This is a genomic window from Micromonospora sp. PRAS1, from assembly GCF_059553435.1.
This window is the reverse complement of sequence record NZ_JCANNB010000006.1, coordinates 148,234-163,903: the sequence shown is the minus strand read 5'-3', so window position 1 is coordinate 163,903 and position 15,670 is coordinate 148,234. Positions and strand designations below refer to the sequence as shown.

14 protein-coding genes are annotated in these 15,670 nt (G+C 71.5%); 6 read left to right on the top strand and 8 right to left on the bottom strand.

Features of this window, described 5'->3' with window-relative positions; genetic code table 11:
* Positions 1-19: 19 nt before the first annotated feature.
* Both AC507J_RS08420 and AC507J_RS08415 read right to left on the bottom strand, forming a co-directional pair.
* Positions 20-1,210 carry an acyl-CoA dehydrogenase family protein gene (locus AC507J_RS08420; RefSeq protein WP_496288495.1) on the bottom strand — a complete coding sequence of 397 codons (1,191 nt, stop codon included), beginning with the start codon at positions 1,208-1,210 and terminating at the stop codon, positions 20-22.
* Between the two features lie 43 nt (positions 1,211-1,253).
* Positions 1,254-1,991 (bottom strand): methyltransferase domain-containing protein, encoded by a 738-nt coding sequence (locus AC507J_RS08415; protein WP_496288494.1) that lies wholly within the window; start codon positions 1,989-1,991, stop codon positions 1,254-1,256.
* On the opposite strand from AC507J_RS08415, the gene AC507J_RS08410 reads away from it, so the two are divergent.
* The 4 genes from AC507J_RS08410 (at position 1,990) to disA (ending at position 6,576) form a co-directional block, all read left to right on the top strand.
* Positions 1,990-2,877 (top strand): UbiA family prenyltransferase, encoded by an 888-nt coding sequence (locus AC507J_RS08410; RefSeq protein WP_496288493.1) that lies wholly within the window; start codon positions 1,990-1,992, stop codon positions 2,875-2,877. The two genes, AC507J_RS08415 and AC507J_RS08410, sit on opposite strands and share 2 nt — an antisense overlap.
* A gap of 139 nt (positions 2,878-3,016) precedes the next feature.
* Positions 3,017-3,736 carry a hypothetical protein gene (locus AC507J_RS08405; RefSeq protein ID WP_496288492.1) on the top strand — a complete coding sequence of 240 codons (720 nt, stop codon included), beginning with the start codon at positions 3,017-3,019 and terminating at the stop codon, positions 3,734-3,736.
* A 92-nt stretch (positions 3,737-3,828) separates the two neighbouring features.
* On the top strand, positions 3,829-5,280 hold the full coding sequence (gene radA, locus AC507J_RS08400) for a DNA repair protein RadA (RefSeq protein ID WP_496288491.1): 1,452 nt from the start codon (positions 3,829-3,831) through the stop codon (positions 5,278-5,280).
* A gap of 117 nt (positions 5,281-5,397) precedes the next feature.
* Entirely contained in the window at positions 5,398-6,576 is a 1,179-nt protein-coding gene (disA, locus tag AC507J_RS08395; RefSeq protein WP_496288490.1) for a DNA integrity scanning diadenylate cyclase DisA, read from the top strand.
* Between the two features lie 10 nt (positions 6,577-6,586).
* Here disA and AC507J_RS08390 read toward each other — a convergent pair whose 3' ends face one another.
* From AC507J_RS08390 to AC507J_RS08380, 3 genes are all read right to left on the bottom strand, one after another.
* Positions 6,587-7,375, bottom strand: coding sequence for a hypothetical protein (locus tag AC507J_RS08390; RefSeq protein ID WP_496288489.1), 789 nt, complete (start codon positions 7,373-7,375; stop codon positions 6,587-6,589).
* Positions 7,376-7,532: 157 nt separating this feature from the next.
* A complete protein-coding gene (locus tag AC507J_RS08385; protein WP_496288550.1) occupies positions 7,533-8,099 on the bottom strand; it encodes a peptide deformylase in 567 nt (188 codons plus the stop codon).
* A gap of 23 nt (positions 8,100-8,122) precedes the next feature.
* The gene (locus tag AC507J_RS08380; RefSeq protein ID WP_496288488.1) at positions 8,123-8,635 is read right to left on the bottom strand and encodes a glycine cleavage system transcriptional repressor; all 513 of its coding nucleotides are present in this window, start codon (positions 8,633-8,635) and stop codon (positions 8,123-8,125) included.
* Between the two features lie 96 nt (positions 8,636-8,731).
* Between AC507J_RS08380 and AC507J_RS08375 the strand changes: the two genes are divergently transcribed.
* Positions 8,732-9,634, top strand: coding sequence for an HhH-GPD family protein (locus tag AC507J_RS08375; protein WP_496288487.1), 903 nt, complete (start codon positions 8,732-8,734; stop codon positions 9,632-9,634).
* 101 nt (positions 9,635-9,735) lie between these two features.
* Here AC507J_RS08375 and AC507J_RS08370 read toward each other — a convergent pair whose 3' ends face one another.
* From AC507J_RS08370 to lysS, 3 genes are all read right to left on the bottom strand, one after another.
* Complete coding sequence (locus AC507J_RS08370; RefSeq protein ID WP_496288549.1) at positions 9,736-12,279, bottom strand: ATP-dependent Clp protease ATP-binding subunit; 2,544 nt, start codon at positions 12,277-12,279, stop codon at positions 9,736-9,738.
* Between the two features lie 476 nt (positions 12,280-12,755).
* A complete protein-coding gene (locus tag AC507J_RS08365) occupies positions 12,756-13,106 on the bottom strand; it encodes a histone-like nucleoid-structuring protein Lsr2 (RefSeq protein WP_496288486.1) in 351 nt (116 codons plus the stop codon).
* A 114-nt stretch (positions 13,107-13,220) separates the two neighbouring features.
* A complete protein-coding gene (gene lysS / locus AC507J_RS08360) occupies positions 13,221-14,729 on the bottom strand; it encodes a lysine--tRNA ligase (protein ID WP_496288485.1) in 1,509 nt (502 codons plus the stop codon).
* 91 nt (positions 14,730-14,820) lie between these two features.
* On the opposite strand from lysS, the gene AC507J_RS08355 reads away from it, so the two are divergent.
* The gene (locus tag AC507J_RS08355; protein WP_496288484.1) at positions 14,821-15,606 is read left to right on the top strand and encodes a class I SAM-dependent methyltransferase; all 786 of its coding nucleotides are present in this window, start codon (positions 14,821-14,823) and stop codon (positions 15,604-15,606) included.
* Positions 15,607-15,670 lie beyond the last annotated feature (64 nt).

Genomic DNA, 15,670 nt, shown 5'->3' with positions numbered 1-15,670 from the left:
TCGCTCGGACTTCTCACGGTCACCAACGAGGGGCCGCTCCGTCGCGGTCCGGGTCACCGCCGAGCGCGGCGATCCCGAGCCAGTCGGCGCAGACGTCGGAGGTGGCCGGGTGCAGCGACCCGCATCGGGCGTCCCGGTAGAGGCGCTCCAGCGGGTGACCGCGCCGGGTGGCGGAGGTGCCCGCCGCCTCCAGCATGGACGCGGCCACCTCCGCAGCGGTGGTGCCGGCCAGCAGCTTGGCCCGCCACACCCATCGGTTGGTCTCCGGGTCACCCGGAGCCTCGTCCACCCGGCGGGCCGCCTCGGCCACCGTCAGCTGCGCCGCCGCCGCTGCGGCGTCGGCCCGGCCGAGCCGGGCGCGGACCGCCGGCAGCGCGGCGAGGTTGCGCGCGTTCAGGTGCTCCGCCGCCGCGTCGATCGAGGCCCGGGCGACTCCGACGTAGACGGCGGCGTAGCTCGCCACCAGCCAGTGCGGCATGAGCTGGGCGACCACCAGGGCCAGCCCCTCCACGCCACCGAGCAGCCGATCGGCCGGCACCGTCACGTCCAGGTGCAGGTCGTGCGAGGCGGTGGCGCGCATGCCGAGCGAGTCCCAGGTCGGCTCGACGGTGAGGCCCTCGCCCGCCGGGACCAGGAACTGCGAGACCACCGACGGGTCGTCGGCGCTACGGGCGGCCACCAGGTATCCGTCGGCGTGGCCGGCGCCGGAGCAGAAGGTCTTGCTGCCCTTGATCCGCCAGCCGCCCTCGACCGGCTGGTAGACCGTGGCGAGTTGGGAGAGCCGGGCGCCGGCACCGCGCTCGCTCATCGCGACGGCGTACCACGCCCCCTCCGCCGCCGCCCGCAGCAACCGGTCGCGGGCGGCCAGCGCCTCGTCCGGTACGCCGAGCGCCTCGGCCAGTTCCTCGGTGACCGCGCCGAGCGCGCCGGTGACCGAGGCGTGCATGTTGAACACCAGCGCGGTGGCGCCGTTGCCCCGGGCCAGCTCGGTGGCGACGGCCGCGTACTCGGCGAAGGTGGCGCCAGCACCACCCAACTCGGCGGGGACCATCAGCCCGAACAGCCCGGCGTCGCGCAGGTCGGTGAAGTCGTCGGCCGGGAACGAGCCGTCCCGGTCATGCTCGGTGGCCCGGGCCGCCAGCCGGGGCGCCAACCTGCGGGCGACCTCCGGCCCAGGCCGGTTCACGATCCGGCCGTCCTGCTCGCTCATCCGAATCCCCTCGTCGCCATCTCCATACCCCCAGCGGGATCCACTATCCGCCGCGTACCCCCCGGCCCTGGTAGAGCACGGCCCTCGACCGCGTCGGCACGATGCGCGGCGTCCGGCCGACGGGCGTCCGCCCACCCCGGGCCTGGCGGAGCAGCCAGCGCAGCAGCCCCGGTACGCCGGGTCGGACGCCCCGCACCCGCAGCGCCACCCCGTGCCGGCCGCATTCGGCCACCAGTTCCCGGTCGTCCACGAACAACCGTGGATCATGGATGCCCCGTGGCACGGTGGGTAGCCGCTCGGCGATCCGGACGGCGACCAGCCGGCTCAGTGCGGTGTCGTTGAGGGTGTCCAACACCAACAGACCGCCGGGGCGCAGCAACCGGCACGCCTCGGCCACCGCGGCACGCCAGTCCGGAACGTGTTCCAGCAGCTCACCGGCGGCCACCACGTCGGCGCAGCCGTCGGTCAGCGGTACCGCCGTGGCGTCGCCGTTGACCACCGTGACGCCGTGCGCGGCGGCCTGGGCCAGCGCCGACCGGGTCAGGTCCACCCCCACGTGCCGGTAACCCTTGCCGGCCAGGTGCGGAGCGAGCAGTCCGGCACCGCAGCCGAGGTCGACCAGGAGTGCGCCGGGCCGCTTCGCCGGGGGCACCATGGCCGCCCGCGCCTCGGCCAGCCAGTGCAGCATGGCGAACGCACCGTCCGGCCGCCACCATTCGCCGGCCAGCTCGTCGTACTGGCGCGGATCGTTGCGAGGCAGGTGGAGACCGGCGTCACGCATGGCTCCGAGCGTGGCACGACTCCCCGGTAACGACCAGACTTCCGTTATGTCGTCCACGGTGTTAGGGCTGGTCAGGGCAAGCCATCCGGAGCCGACCGCGGCCGTCACCGTGGTGGCCGCCCTACTCGCGGCCGGCGTCGGGCACCGGGGCGGCGGCATCACCGTGGTGGCGCTCACCGTGGCGGCCAGCCAGTTCACGGTCGGGTGGACCAACGATCTGCTCGACGCCGACCGGGACGCCCTGGTGGGGCGTACCGACAAGCCGGTGGCCGCCGGCACAGTCGGCCGGCGCACCGTGGCGGTGGCGGCGGTGCTGGCCGCCGGTGCCACCGTGACGTTCGCCCTGACCACGAATCCGATAGCCGCGCTCTGGGCGGTCGTCGGTCTGCTCTCGGCGCTGCTCTACGACTGGCCACTCAAGTCGACGCCGATCTCGGTACTGCCGTACGCGATCTCCTTCGGTGCGCTGCCCGCCTTCGTGGTGTCGGCACTGCCCGGCGCGCCGCTGCCACCGGCCTGGCTGGTCGCCGCCGCCGCCATGCTCGGCGCGGGCGCACACTTCGCAAACGTGCTGCCCGACTTCGCCGACGACGCGCGGACCGGGGTGCACGGGCTGCCACACCGGCTGGGGCCGACCGGCAGCCGGCTCGCCGCGACCGGCCTGCTGATCGCGGCCACTGCCACGTTGGTGCTCGGGCCACCGGGCCCGCCGTCGGGCATCGGGCTGGCGGCGGCCGGAGCCGCCGTCGTGATCTTGTCGCTGGCCTGGCGGTCCGGCCGGCGAGCCGACCGGGCGGGCAGCCGACCGGTGACCGTGTTCCGAGCGGCGATGCTGGTGGCCCTGATCGATGTCGTGCTGCTGGTGGCGAGCGGTCGACTGGTCTGAGCCCAACCCCGTCGGGTAGCCGCACAGGGTCGGCGTGCGGGCCACGATCAGCGCCAACTACCCTGGAGCCCGGTCTGCGCGGGTATGGCCAGCGGGTCCGGCGGCGTAGCCGGGCGTGATCGTGACGAGGAGGACCGACGTGACGCGCTCGATCAGGGGTTCCCGGCGGGCTGCCGTGCTGCTGCCCGGGATCGCGACGGCAGCCGCGCTGTTGCTGCTGTCCGGGTGCGGCGCCGGCCAGATCTCCGAGACGGCCAACAAGGTGCCGTCGATCCAGGGCATCGACCTCCAGGCCGAGGCGGGCACGTACGGCGTGCGGGGCGTACTGGTCGCCTACCCCGGTGTCGAGGGTTACCAGGCCGGCGACAACGCGGTGCTCAACGCCCTCTTCTACAACGACTCACGCGACCCGGTCACGGTCACCGTCAGCTCGCCGGACGCCCGCGAGGTGGTGATCACCACGGTCAGCGCCGCGACCAGCCCGTCGCCCACCGGATCCGCCACGCCGACCGCTTCGCCGTCGCCGGAGGGCACGCCCGACGCAGGCGAGTCGCCCTCGCCCGAGGGGTCGCCGTCGCCCGAGGCCACCCCGACCGAGTCCCCGGCCGCCGGGCCGGCCCGGATCGAGATCCCGCCGCTGAGCTACGTGCAACTGAACGCCCAGGGCGAGCGGGTGCTCCAACTCGTCGGGCTGAACTCGGCCCTGCTCCCGGGACAGAACCTCACGCTGAGCTTCGACTTCGGCGGTGGCGACACCATCACCAGCCCGGCACCGATCGCCGTACCGCTCTCCCCGGCCCCGCCGCCGTCGCCGATCATCGAGCGGCACACGGAGTACGAGGGCGAAGGCGGCCACTGAGCCGGGTCTTCCACGGTCTTTCGACGGCGCCGCCGGCCTGGTGAACCAGGCCGGCGGCGCCGTCGTCGTACCCGGGGGTTAGCGTCCATCGGGTGAGCATCTCCCGATCGACCTCGGCCCGGGGCACCGGCGGCGGGCGTGGCAAGGCCGCCGCCCGCGAGCCCCGGCCCGCGTACGAATGCGACGCCTGCGGCCACCAACCCCCGAAGTGGGTGGGGCGCTGCCCCGAGTGCGGCGAGTGGGGTTCGGTGGTCGAGTGCACCCTCACCGGCCCTACCATCTCCGGCCGGGTGGTGAGTTCCCGGATGCCGGCCGAGCCGGCCCGGCCGATCGCCACCATCAGCGCGGCACCGGCCCGAGCCCGACCCACCGGGGTCAGCGAGCTGGACCGGGTGCTCGGCGGCGGGCTGGTGCCCGGGGCGGTCGTCCTGCTCGCCGGTGAGCCGGGGGTGGGCAAGTCCACCCTGCTGCTCGACGTCGCCCAGCAGTGGGCCGCCGGTGCGGGCAGCCCTTCGCTTGTGGTCAGCGGCGAGGAGTCGGTCAGCCAGGTGCGGCTACGCGCCGAGCGGATGGGCACCCTGCACGACCAGCTCTACCTGGCCGCCGAGAGCGACCTAGCGGCGGTGCTCGGCCACCTCGACGCGGTCAAGCCCGGCCTGCTGGTGCTCGACTCGGTGCAGACCATCTCCACCACCGGCACCGAGGGGGTGCCGGGCGGGGTGACCCAGGTCCGGGCGGTCACCGCCGCGCTCGTCGCGGTGGCCAAGGAGCGCGGGATCGCCACCGTGCTGGTCGGCCACGTCACCAAGGACGGCCAGGTGGCCGGTCCCCGGGTGCTGGAGCACCTGGTCGACGTGGTGCTGCACTTCGAGGGCGACAAGCATTCCTCGTTGCGGATGGTGCGCGGGGTCAAGAACCGGTTCGGCGCCGCCGACGAGGTGGGCTGCTTCGAGATGCACGAGGGAGGCATCAGCAGCCTCGCCGACCCGTCCGGGCTCTTCCTGACCCGCTACTCGGAGCCGGTGCCGGGCACCTGCGTGACGGTGGCGATGGAGGGGCGCCGGGCACTTGTGACCGAGGTGCAGGCACTGATCGGCGCGACGGTGGCCGGCTCGCCCCGGCGTACGGTCTCCGGGCTGGACTCGGCCCGGTTGGCGATGGTGCTGGCGGTGCTTCAGCGCCGGACCGAACGGCTCACCCTGCACGACCGGGAGGTCTTCGCGGCCACCGTCGGCGGCATCCGGGTGGTGGAGCCGGCCGCCGACCTCGCGGTCGCCCTCGCCGTCGCCTCCGGCGGCCTGAACCTGGCGATCGCGCCCAACCTGGTGGCGATCGGCGAGGTCGGCCTGACCGGCGAGGTACGCCGGGTGGGTGCGGTGCCCCGCCGGCTCTCCGAGGCGGCCCGGCTCGGCTTCCGGCTGGCTCTGGTGCCACCCGGTTGTGGCCCGGCGAGCACCGGCGCCGGTCCCGAGCAACTTCGGGTGATCGAGGTCAACGACGTCCGTTCGGCGTTGCAGGCCGTGGCCCGGGCGTCAGCGGAGTGAACGGGAAGAAAAGCCATCTCTCGGGTGATCCACCCGAGACTGGTCGAGGGGTGGCATCGTGACACATCACAGTAACCGCGACAGCACCCAACGCAGGGCAGTCCGTAGACTGTGCCCGTGCCAGTCGATCGCGATACCACCAAGCCTGCCGGCGCGACACCCCACGCCCGCACCGGTGCCGTGGGCTCGCCCGCCCGTCCGATCAGCATCAGCGTGACCGGCGGCGGCAGCGCCGGCGACCCGCTGCGCGCCAACCTGGCTCTGATGGCACCCGGCACCGCGCTGCGCGACGGCCTGGAGCGGATCCTGCGCGGCCGGACGGGTGCGCTGATCGTCCTCGGTTACGACAAGGTCGTGGAAGGGCTGTGCACCGGAGGTTTCCCGCTGGACGTCGAGTTCTCCTCGACCCGGATCCGCGAGCTGTGCAAGATGGACGGCGCGGTGGTGCTCTCCAGCGACGGCACCCGGATCGTCCGGGCAGCGGTGCACCTCATGCCCGACCCCACCATCCCGACCGAGGAGTCCGGCACCCGGCACCGCACCGCGGAGCGGGTCGCCCGGCAGACCGGCTACCCGGTGATCTCGGTCAGCCAGTCGATGCGGATCATCAGCCTCTACGTCAACGGCCAGCGGCACGTGCTTGACGACTCGGCCGCCATCCTGTCCCGGGCCAACCAGGCGCTGGCCACCCTGGAACGCTACAAGCTCCGGCTGGACGAGGTCTCCGGCACGCTCTCCGCACTGGAGATCGAGGATCTGGTCACCGTACGCGACGCGGTGGCCGTGGTGCAGCGGCTGGAGATGGTCCGCCGGATCGCCGACGAGATCGCCGGCTACGTGGTCGAGCTGGGCACCGACGGTCGGCTGCTCGCCCTGCAACTGGACGAGCTGATGGCCGGTGTGGACGCCGACCGCACCCTGGTCATCCGGGACTACCTGCCCAGCGGGCGCAAGTCGCGCACCCTGGACGAGGCCCTGGTCGAGCTGGACCTGCTCAGCGCCACCGAGCTGATCGACCTGGTCTCGGTGGCCAAGGCGATCGGCTACCCGGCCGCCTCGGACGCCCTGGACGCGGCGGTGAGTCCGCGCGGGTTCCGGCTGCTGGCCAAGGTGCCCCGGCTACCGGTGTCCGTGGTGGACCGGCTGGTGATGCACTTCGGCAGCCTCCAGCGCCTGCTCGGCGCCACCGTGGAGGACCTGCAGACGGTCGAGGGCGTCGGCGACGCGCGGGCCCGGGGCGTACGCGAGGGGCTGTCCCGGCTCGCCGAGGCGTCAATCCTCGAACGGTACGTCTGACCCGGCCTGCTCAGTCGGTGAGCACGAGCTTCACCGGCTGGCTCCGCTTGGTGCCCACCCGGGCGAAGACCTCGTACGTGCCGGCGGGTGGCGTGGGCCCGTTCGCCAGTCCGTCGACGCACCGGCTGCTGTCCTTGCCGTTCCAACCCACCCGGTAGGAGCGTTCGAACCCGGAGGTGAACGACTGCACGTCCGAGCCGGCGGCGGTGCCGCAGGTGTCCGATGACCAGATCACCTCGGCACCGGACTTGATGTACAGCTCCTGCGCGGTCGCGCCGACGTCCCGGCTGCACGTCCGCTCGGACCGGTTGCGGATCTTCAGGTGCAGGTCGACGGCGGCACCACGGACGACCTGGGCGGGCAGGGCCACGGCGGTCACCGAGAGTTCGGCGTCCGTGCAGGCACCGTCGTCGGCCACCGGCCGCGCCGGTGCGTCGTTGCCGAGGTTCGGCTCGGTGGTCGTCCCCGCCGACGGTGTGGCCGGCCCGGCTCCGCCGTCCGGACCAGTCCCGCCGTCCGGACCGGTCCCGCCGCCAGGGCTGGCTCCGCCGTCCGGGCCGGCACCGGCGTCACCCGACGGGGGCGAACCGGTCTGCGGGGTCAGCACCGAACCGGAGGGCTCCGGGGTGCCCGACGACACGCCCGGATCGGGCTGGCCGTCGCCGGTCGCGTCGTTGCCGCTACGCGGCCCGTTGCACGAGTAGACCAGAACGACCAGGAAGAGCAGGACCGCGCCGAGTACAACGGCGCGACGCCGCCAGTACACGGCAGGAGGCAGGGGGCCGACCGTCAGACGCATGATGCCCCCACGGTAGCGGCGGTGGGTGCGACGGACGGTAGCGACGCGCCGGAGCGTCCAGGACCCATCGGAGTAGATCCTCCATTCTCGACAGTCCGCGCCGCCCCCCACACCGACGTCCGCCCGGACAGTTACCTAGGGTGTCGGTACGGTCGGTTCAGAGATAGACCTTGCGCTGGTAGATCGCGTGCGCACCGGCCACCCGGTCCAGGAAGAGCAGGCCGGTGCAGTGGTCGATCTCGTGTTGCAAGGCACGTGCCTCGAAACCATCCGTCACCAGGCGTACGGTCTCGCCGCTGCCGGGCAGCGCCCCCTCGACCACCAGTCGACTCGCGCGCTTGACGTCACCGGTCAGGTCCGGCACCGACATGCACCCCTCCCGGCCCGTCTTCCACCGGGTCGCCTCGACCACGCGGGCGTTGCAGAGCGCGAACGTGCCGTGCACGGTCACCGCCTTGGCGTGCCCGGACACGTTCACCGCGAACACCTGCGCGCCGACGCCCACCTGGGGGGCGGCCAGGCCGACGCAGCCGGGTGACACCCGCATCGTGGCGATCAGGTCGGCCGCCAGTTGCACGGTCTCAGCGGCGGTCGGGTCGACCTCCACACCGGCTCGGCTGAGCACCGCCTCCGGGGCGGAGACCACCGGCAGCACCCGACCGGCACCCACCGTCTCCGGCGTCCAGTCGCCGAGGCCCGCGTACGTCTCCGTCTGCTGGGTCAGGTCAGACCCGTCCCGGTGCCCGGTCACAGCAGATCCGGTTCGGCCGGCCGGAGAGTGACCTCGACGCCCAACTCGGCAGCGGCCTCGGCCAGCCGGCCGGCGAGCGGAGTGGCCGCACCGGGCGGCAGGTCGACCTCGGCGACCACCACGTAGAGCGAGCCGGCCAGCCGGGTGCTCAGGTCGGTGACGTTGCCGCCGGCATCCGTCAACACCCGCGTCATCGCCGCCACGATGCCCATCCGGTCCGCGCCGTGCACCGCCATCACGTACGGCTCGCCGGCCGGTGCCGTCTCGCCGTCATGCGTCACGCCGCGTACCGTCGCCACCAGTTGGCTGTCGGCTGCGAGCGGGGCCAACGCGGCCTCGACCTCGGCGGCGGCCGGCCCGACGCAGATCAGGGTCATCGCGAAGTGCCCCCGTAGCCGGGTCATCGTGCTGTCGGTGAGGTTGGCTCCGAGCCGGGCGAGCACCTCGGCGACGTCGGCCACGATGCCGGGCCGGTCCCGGCCGATGACGGTGATCGCAAGCTCGTTCATCCGGGCATTCTCCCTGATCCACGTAGGCCGACGACGACGGCCCGACCGTACCGTCCACGCAACGGGACCGTGGCGCGTGACATCATCGGCGGCGCGATGACAGAACCGACATTCGCCGGACGAGTGAGCCGGTGGTACGAGCAGCACGCCCGGGACCTGCCGTGGCGCCGGCCCGGCGTGAGCGCGTGGGCGATCCTGGTCAGCGAGGTCATGCTCCAGCAGACTCCGGTGGCCCGGGTGGTACCCGCCTGGCAGGCGTGGCTGGAGCGCTGGCCGACGCCGGCCGCACTGGCCGAGGAGAGTCCGGCCGAGGCGATCCGGATGTGGGGACGGCTCGGTTATCCGCGTCGGGCGGTACGGCTGCGGGAGTGCGCGGTCGCCATCGTCCAACGGCACGGCGGGACCGTGCCGGACCGGTTGGAGCAGTTGCTCGCCCTGCCGGGCGTCGGCACCTACACCGCGCGGGCGGTGGCGGCCTTCGCGTACGGCCAGCGGCATCCCGTTGTCGACACCAACGTACGCCGGGTGGTCTGTCGAGCGGTGGCCGGCGAACCGGACGCCGGGCCGGCGACCCGGCCCGCCGATCTGGTCGCCACCGAGGAACTCCTGCCCGTCGAGCCGGCCGCCGCCGCGCTCGCCAGCGCCGCCATCATGGAACTGGGCGCGGTGATCTGCACCGCCCGTGCCCCGCGCTGCGGCGCATGCCCGGTCGAGACGACCTGCGCCTGGCGGGCCTCGGGGCAGGTGGCCCCGGCCGGTCCCACCCGCCGGCCGCAGCGTTACGCGGGCACCGATCGCCAGGTACGCGGGCTGCTGCTCGGACTGCTGCGGGAGGCGACCGGGCCGGTGCCGCAGCAGCGGCTGGACCAGGTCTGGACGGACGACGTGCAGCGGGCCCGGGCGTTGGCCGGTCTGGTCACCGACGGACTGGTCGAGCCGGTCGGCGAGACGTCGTTCCGCCTGATCGGCGACGGACCGCCGGCCCCACTGATCAACTGACCCGCCGGCCCCGCTGACCGCCTACCTGCTCGGTGGAGTGCTTCGCCGGCGCAGACGACGGCGGCCCGGTGGCAGATGCCACCGGGCCGCCGAGGTGTGAATCAGCTTGCCTGTTCGTCCGCGGACGCGGCGGCCGTGCTGCCGCCGAGCTCGGCCGGGACCGCGTCCGGCACCTCGACCGGCCGGTCGGAGCCCCGGAAGACGAGCTTGGACTTGTCGATGTTGTTCGGGTCGCCCTCGCAGTCCACCACGACGATCTGACCCGGGGTCAGCTCGTTGAAGAGGATCCGCTCGGAGAGGTTGTCCTCGATGTCGCGCTGGATCGTGCGGCGCAGCGGCCGCGCGCCCAGCACCGGGTCGAAGCCCTTGGTCGCCAGGTACTTCTTGGCGTTGTCGGTCAGCTCCAGGCCCATGTCCTTGTTGCGCAGCTGGGTCTCGATGCGGGAGATCATGATGTCGACGATCGACAGGATCTCGTTCTGGCGCAGCTGGTGGAAGACGATGGTGTCGTCGATCCGGTTCAGGAACTCGGGCCGGAAGTGCTGCTTCAGCTCGTCGTTGACCTTCTGCTTCATCCGCTCGTAGTTGGACTCGGAGTCCTCCGACGCCTGGAAGCCGATCGAGACCGCCTTGGCCACGTCCCGGGTACCGAGGTTGGTGGTCAGGATGATGACCGTGTTCTTGAAGTCCACGATCCGGCCCTGGCCGTCGGTGAGCCGCCCGTCCTCCAGGATCTGGAGCAGCGTGTTGAACACGTCCGGGTGGGCCTTCTCGATCTCGTCGAAGAGGACCACCGAGAACGGCCGACGGCGCACCTTCTCGGTCAGCTGGCCGCCCTCGTCGTAGCCGACGTATCCGGGCGGGGCACCGACCAGGCGGGACACCGTGTACCGGTCGTGGAACTCGGACATGTCCAGCTGGATGAGGGCGTCCTCGCTGCCGAACAGGAACTCGGCGAGCGCCTTGGACAGCTCGGTCTTACCCACACCCGACGGGCCGGCGAAGATGAACGAGCCGGAGGGGCGCTTCGGGTCCTTCAGGCCGGCCCGCGTACGCCGGATCGCCTTCGAGACCGCCTTGACCGCATCCTCCTGGCCGATGACGCGCTTGTGCAGCTCGTCCTCCATGCGCAGCAGGCGCGAGGTCTCCTCCTCGGTCAGCTTGTAGACCGGGATGCCCGTCCAGTTGCCCAGCACCTCGGCGATCTGCTCGTCGTCGACCTCGCTGACGACGTCCAGGTCACCGGCCTTCCACTCCTTCTCCCGCTGCGCCTTCTGGCCAAGGAGCTGCTTCTCCTTGTCACGCAGCTGGGCGGCGCGCTCGAAGTCCTGCGCGTCGATCGCGGACTCCTTGTCGCGGCGCACCTGGGCGATGCGCTCGTCGAAGTCGCGCAGGTCTGGCGGCGCGGTCATCCGGCGGATCCGCATCCGGGCGCCGGCCTCGTCGATCAGGTCGATCGCCTTGTCCGGCAGGAACCGGTCGGAGATGTACCGGTCGGCAAGCGTCGCCGCCGCCACCAGCGCGGCGTCGGTGATGCTCACCCGGTGGTGCGCCTCGTAGCGGTCCCGCAGGCCCTTGAGGATCTCGATGGTGTGGGCCAGCGACGGCTCACCCACCTGGATCGGCTGGAAGCGGCGCTCCAGCGCGGCGTCCTTCTCCAGGTGCTTGCGGTATTCGTCGAGGGTGGTCGCGCCGATGGTCTGCAGCTCGCCACGGGCCAGCATCGGCTTGAGGATGCTCGCCGCGTCGATCGCGCCCTCGGCGGCGCCCGCGCCCACCAGCGTGTGGATCTCGTCGATGAACAGGATGATGTCGCCCCGGGTGCGGATCTCCTTGAGCACCTTCTTCAGGCGCTCCTCGAAGTCACCGCGGTAGCGGGAGCCGGCCACCAGCGCGCCCAGATCGAGCGTGTAGAGCTGCTTGTCCTTGAGCGTCTCGGGCACCTCGCCCTTGATGATCTTCTGGGACAGCCCCTCCACCACGGCGGTCTTACCGACACCGGGCTCACCGATCAGGACCGGGTTGTTCTTCGTCCGGCGGGAGAGCACCTGCATCACCCGCTCGATCTCCTTCTCGCGCCCGATCACCGGGTCGAGCTTGCCCTCGCGGGCCGCCTGGGTCAGGTTCCGGCCGAACTGGTCCAGCACCAGGCTGGTCGACGGCGCGGCCTCGCCCGGCGCGGTGCCCGCCGCGGCCGGCTCCTTGCCCTGGTAGCCGGAGAGCAGCTGGATCACCTGCTGGCGGACCCGGTTGAGGTCGGCGCCGAGTTTGACCAGCACCTGGGCGGCGACGCCCTCACCCTCGCGGATCAGACCGAGCAGGATGTGCTCCGTGCCGATGTAGTTGTGGCCGAGCTGAAGCGCCTCGCGCAGCGACAGCTCCAGCACCTTCTTGGCCCGCGGCGTGAACGGGATGTGCCCGCTCGGCGCCTGCTGGCCCTGGCCGATGATCTCCTCCACCTGCTGGCGGACGCCCTCCAGCGAGATCCCGAGGCTCTCCAGGGCCTTGGCCGCGACGCCCTCACCCTCGTGGATCAGGCCCAACAGGATGTGTTCCGTACCGATGTAGTTGTGGTTGAGCATCCGGGCCTCTTCCTGGGCCAGGACGACAACCCGTCGCGCTCGGTCGGTGAACCGCTCGAACATGCCCTCGTGCTCCTCACGTGCCGTGCGCACTCGATCTTGGTGGTCAAGACTCTCGGCGGGGCCGGATACGCGAGCGCCCGGGACGGGCGTCCGCGCCTTATTACTCTATCGCCGCGAACCGACTCGGCTGACCTCGTGTGTCTGTGCCGGAGGCCCGGTACGCGTCGTTTTGCACAACCCTCCACGCTCAACGGCTGTTCCGGGCGTGGCTGCTGTACGCGCAGAGCGAAATTCGGTCGGCAACCGCAGACCGCCGGGAGACCGCACGGAGCGCTCCCAGCGGGCGGACGGCGTCCCCTTCGACGCCATCCACAGGTTGTGGACAACTCATCCACCGGCTGTGGACAACGCCCGACCCACGGCAGATAGTCCCGACTGCGACCAGGCATGGGACAAAGCGGCACATCCGCCCCGAAGACGGCGATGCCGGCCCGGGGACGTCCCCGGGCCGGCATCGTTGCTGGCGCAGAGCCGAGTCAGTGACCGGCCTTGGCGTGGTACTCGTCGACGATTTCCTGCGGGATCCGACCCCGGTCGGAGATGTCCTTGCCCGCCTTGCGCGCCCAGGCCCGGATGGCCTTGTTCTGCTCCCGGTCGGCGGTCGCGCCGCCTCGACCGCGCGCCGCCCGGCCACCGACGACCACGCCACCCCGACCGACCTTGGTCCCGTGGGCGACGTACTGGGCGAATACGTCACGCAATTTCTCGGCGTTCGAACTCGACAGGTCGATCTCGTACTGGACGCCATCGAGCGCGAACTTGACGGTCTCGTCCGCGTCCCCGCCGTCCAGGTCATCGACCAGCTTGTGAATAATCTGCTTGGCCACGTCCCACATTCCTTTCGAGCAGGGCTACTACTGCCAACTGCAAGAGCAGAATAACCCGTACGATGCTTGCCGCGTCAATAGGATGCGGTAACGAGCCGGTAAGTTTCCTACTGACTACTCAGGGCGCACCAACGGGAAGAGGATGGTTTCCCGAATTCCCAGGCCGGTCAGCGCCATCAGGAGTCGATCGATTCCCATTCCCATGCCACCGGTCGGTGGCATTCCGTACTCCATCGCCCGGAGAAAGTCCTCGTCCAGCTGCATCGCCTCGTCGTCGCCGCGGGCGCCCAACTGCGCCTGGGCGACCAACCGTTCCCGCTGCACCACCGGGTCGACCAGCTCCGAGTACGCGGTGGCCAGCTCGAACCCGAGCACGTAAAGGTCCCACTTCTCGGCCAGACCCGGCTCGTTCCGATGCCCGCGGGTAAGTGGGCTGGTCTCCTCCGGGTAGTCCCGCACGAACGTGGGTGCCTGCAGGCCCGGCACGACCAACTCCTCGAACAACTCCTCGGCCAGCTTGCCCGCCCCCCACTTGGGATCGACGGACACGCCCACCTTGTCCGCGTACTCGACCAGGCGGGCCCGGTCGGTGCGGACCGTGACCTCCTCACCGAGCGCCTCGGAAAGCACCCCGAACAGGCTCACCGAGCGCCACTCACCGCCCAGATCGAACTCGCGACCGTCGGCGTGGGTCACCACCGTCGAGCCACTGACCGCGAGCGCCGCCTGCTGGACGAGATTCCGGGTCAACTCGGCCATGGTGTCGTAGTCGCCGTACGCCTGGTACACCTCCAGCATCGCGAACTCGGGCGAGTGCGAAGAGTCGATCCCCTCATTACGGAAGTTGCGGTTGATCTCGAAGACCCGCTCGATCCCACCGACCACAGCGCGCTTGAGAAACAGTTCCGGCGCGATTCGCAGATACAGATCGGTGTCGAGTGCATTGCTGTGGGTCACGAAAGGCCGAGCCGCCGCACCACCGTGCAGCAACTGGAGCATCGGGGTCTCCACCTCGGTGAAACCCTGCCCGTGCAGTGAATCGCGCAGGCTGCGCACCGCCGCGGCCCGGGTACGGACCATCTGCCGCGCCTGCGGGCGCACGATCAGGTCGACATAGCGCTGCCGGACCCGAGCCTCCTCGCTCAGCGGCTTGTGCGCCACCGGCAGGGGACGCAGCGCCTTTGCGGTGACGGCCCACTGCTCGGCCAGCACCGACAGCTCACCCCGGCGGCTGGTGATCACCTCACCGGTGATCCCCACCAGGTCACCCAGGTCGACCAGGCGCTTCCAGTCCTCCAGCCGCTCCGCACCGACGCGATCCAGCGAGAGCATCGCCTGAATCTCGGTGCCGTCGCCGTCGCGCAGGGTGGCGAAGCAGAGCTTGCCGGTGTTCCGGACGAAGATCACCCGGCCGGTGACCGCGACGTGATCGCCGGTCGCGGTGTCGGTGGGCAGGTCGGCGTAGCGCGACCGCACCTGCGCCAACGTGCTGGTACGCGGGTAGCCGACCGGGTACGGCTGCACGCCGTCGGCAAGCATCCGCTCCCGCTTCTCCCGGCGGACCTTCATCTGCTCCGGAAGATCGTCGGCGGGATCGACTGGCACGGGGCTCTGCTGGGTCACGGCACGCTTCCTCGATGGGAGAATTCGGGCGGGGTCAGGCCCCGAGCGTACTCAAGCCCCCGAGCGACCGTTACCGGATACTCTGCCCGGCATGACCGACCCCACTGCGGCCCTCTCCTTCGGTGCGGCGGCCTCCGATTACGACCGATTCCGGCCGCGCTACCCGGAGGCCGCCCTCCGCTGGGCACTCGCCGGTCTCGACCCGCACGTCCAGGCATCCGAGCAGCCCGCCCATCGACCCGACCCAGCGGCCCGGGTGATCGACCTCGCGGCCGGCACCGGCATCCTCACCCGCGCTCTGCTCGCCCTGAGGGGCCACCAGGTCACGGCCGTCGAACCCGATCCTGGCATGCGGGCCCACCTGGCCACGGTCACCACCGGCGTACCCGCGCTGGCCGGCAGCGCCGAGGCGATGCCGCTGCCCGACGGGTACGCCGACGCGGTCCTCGTCGGGCAGGCGTACCACTGGTTCGATCGGTCAGCGGCCCACCCGGAGATCGCCCGAGTACTGCGCCCCGGCGGCGTTTTCGCCCCGATCTGGAACCTACGCGACGATCGGGTCGCCTGGGTCTCCGAACTGGGTCGGATCGCCGAGTTCGGAGACAACTTCGATCACCTACGGCAAAGCGTCGCCGACTTCGGGACGTCCTTCTCCCCGCCTGAGTGGGCCGAGTTCCCCCACACCACCACGCTGACCCGCGCCGACCTGCTGGGCCTGGTCCGCACCCGCTCCCACTACCTGACCGCCACCGGCGAACGGCAGGCCGACATCGATCGAAAAGTCCAGCATCTCCTCGACACCCACCCCGACCTGACCGGTCGGGACACCCTCGCCCTCCCGTACCGCACCCTGGTAGCCCGCGCCCAACGCACCTGAACGGACCAACGCACCAGCACGCTGGACCGCTCGCGCCACTCCGCGATCTTGCACTCTTGGTCGG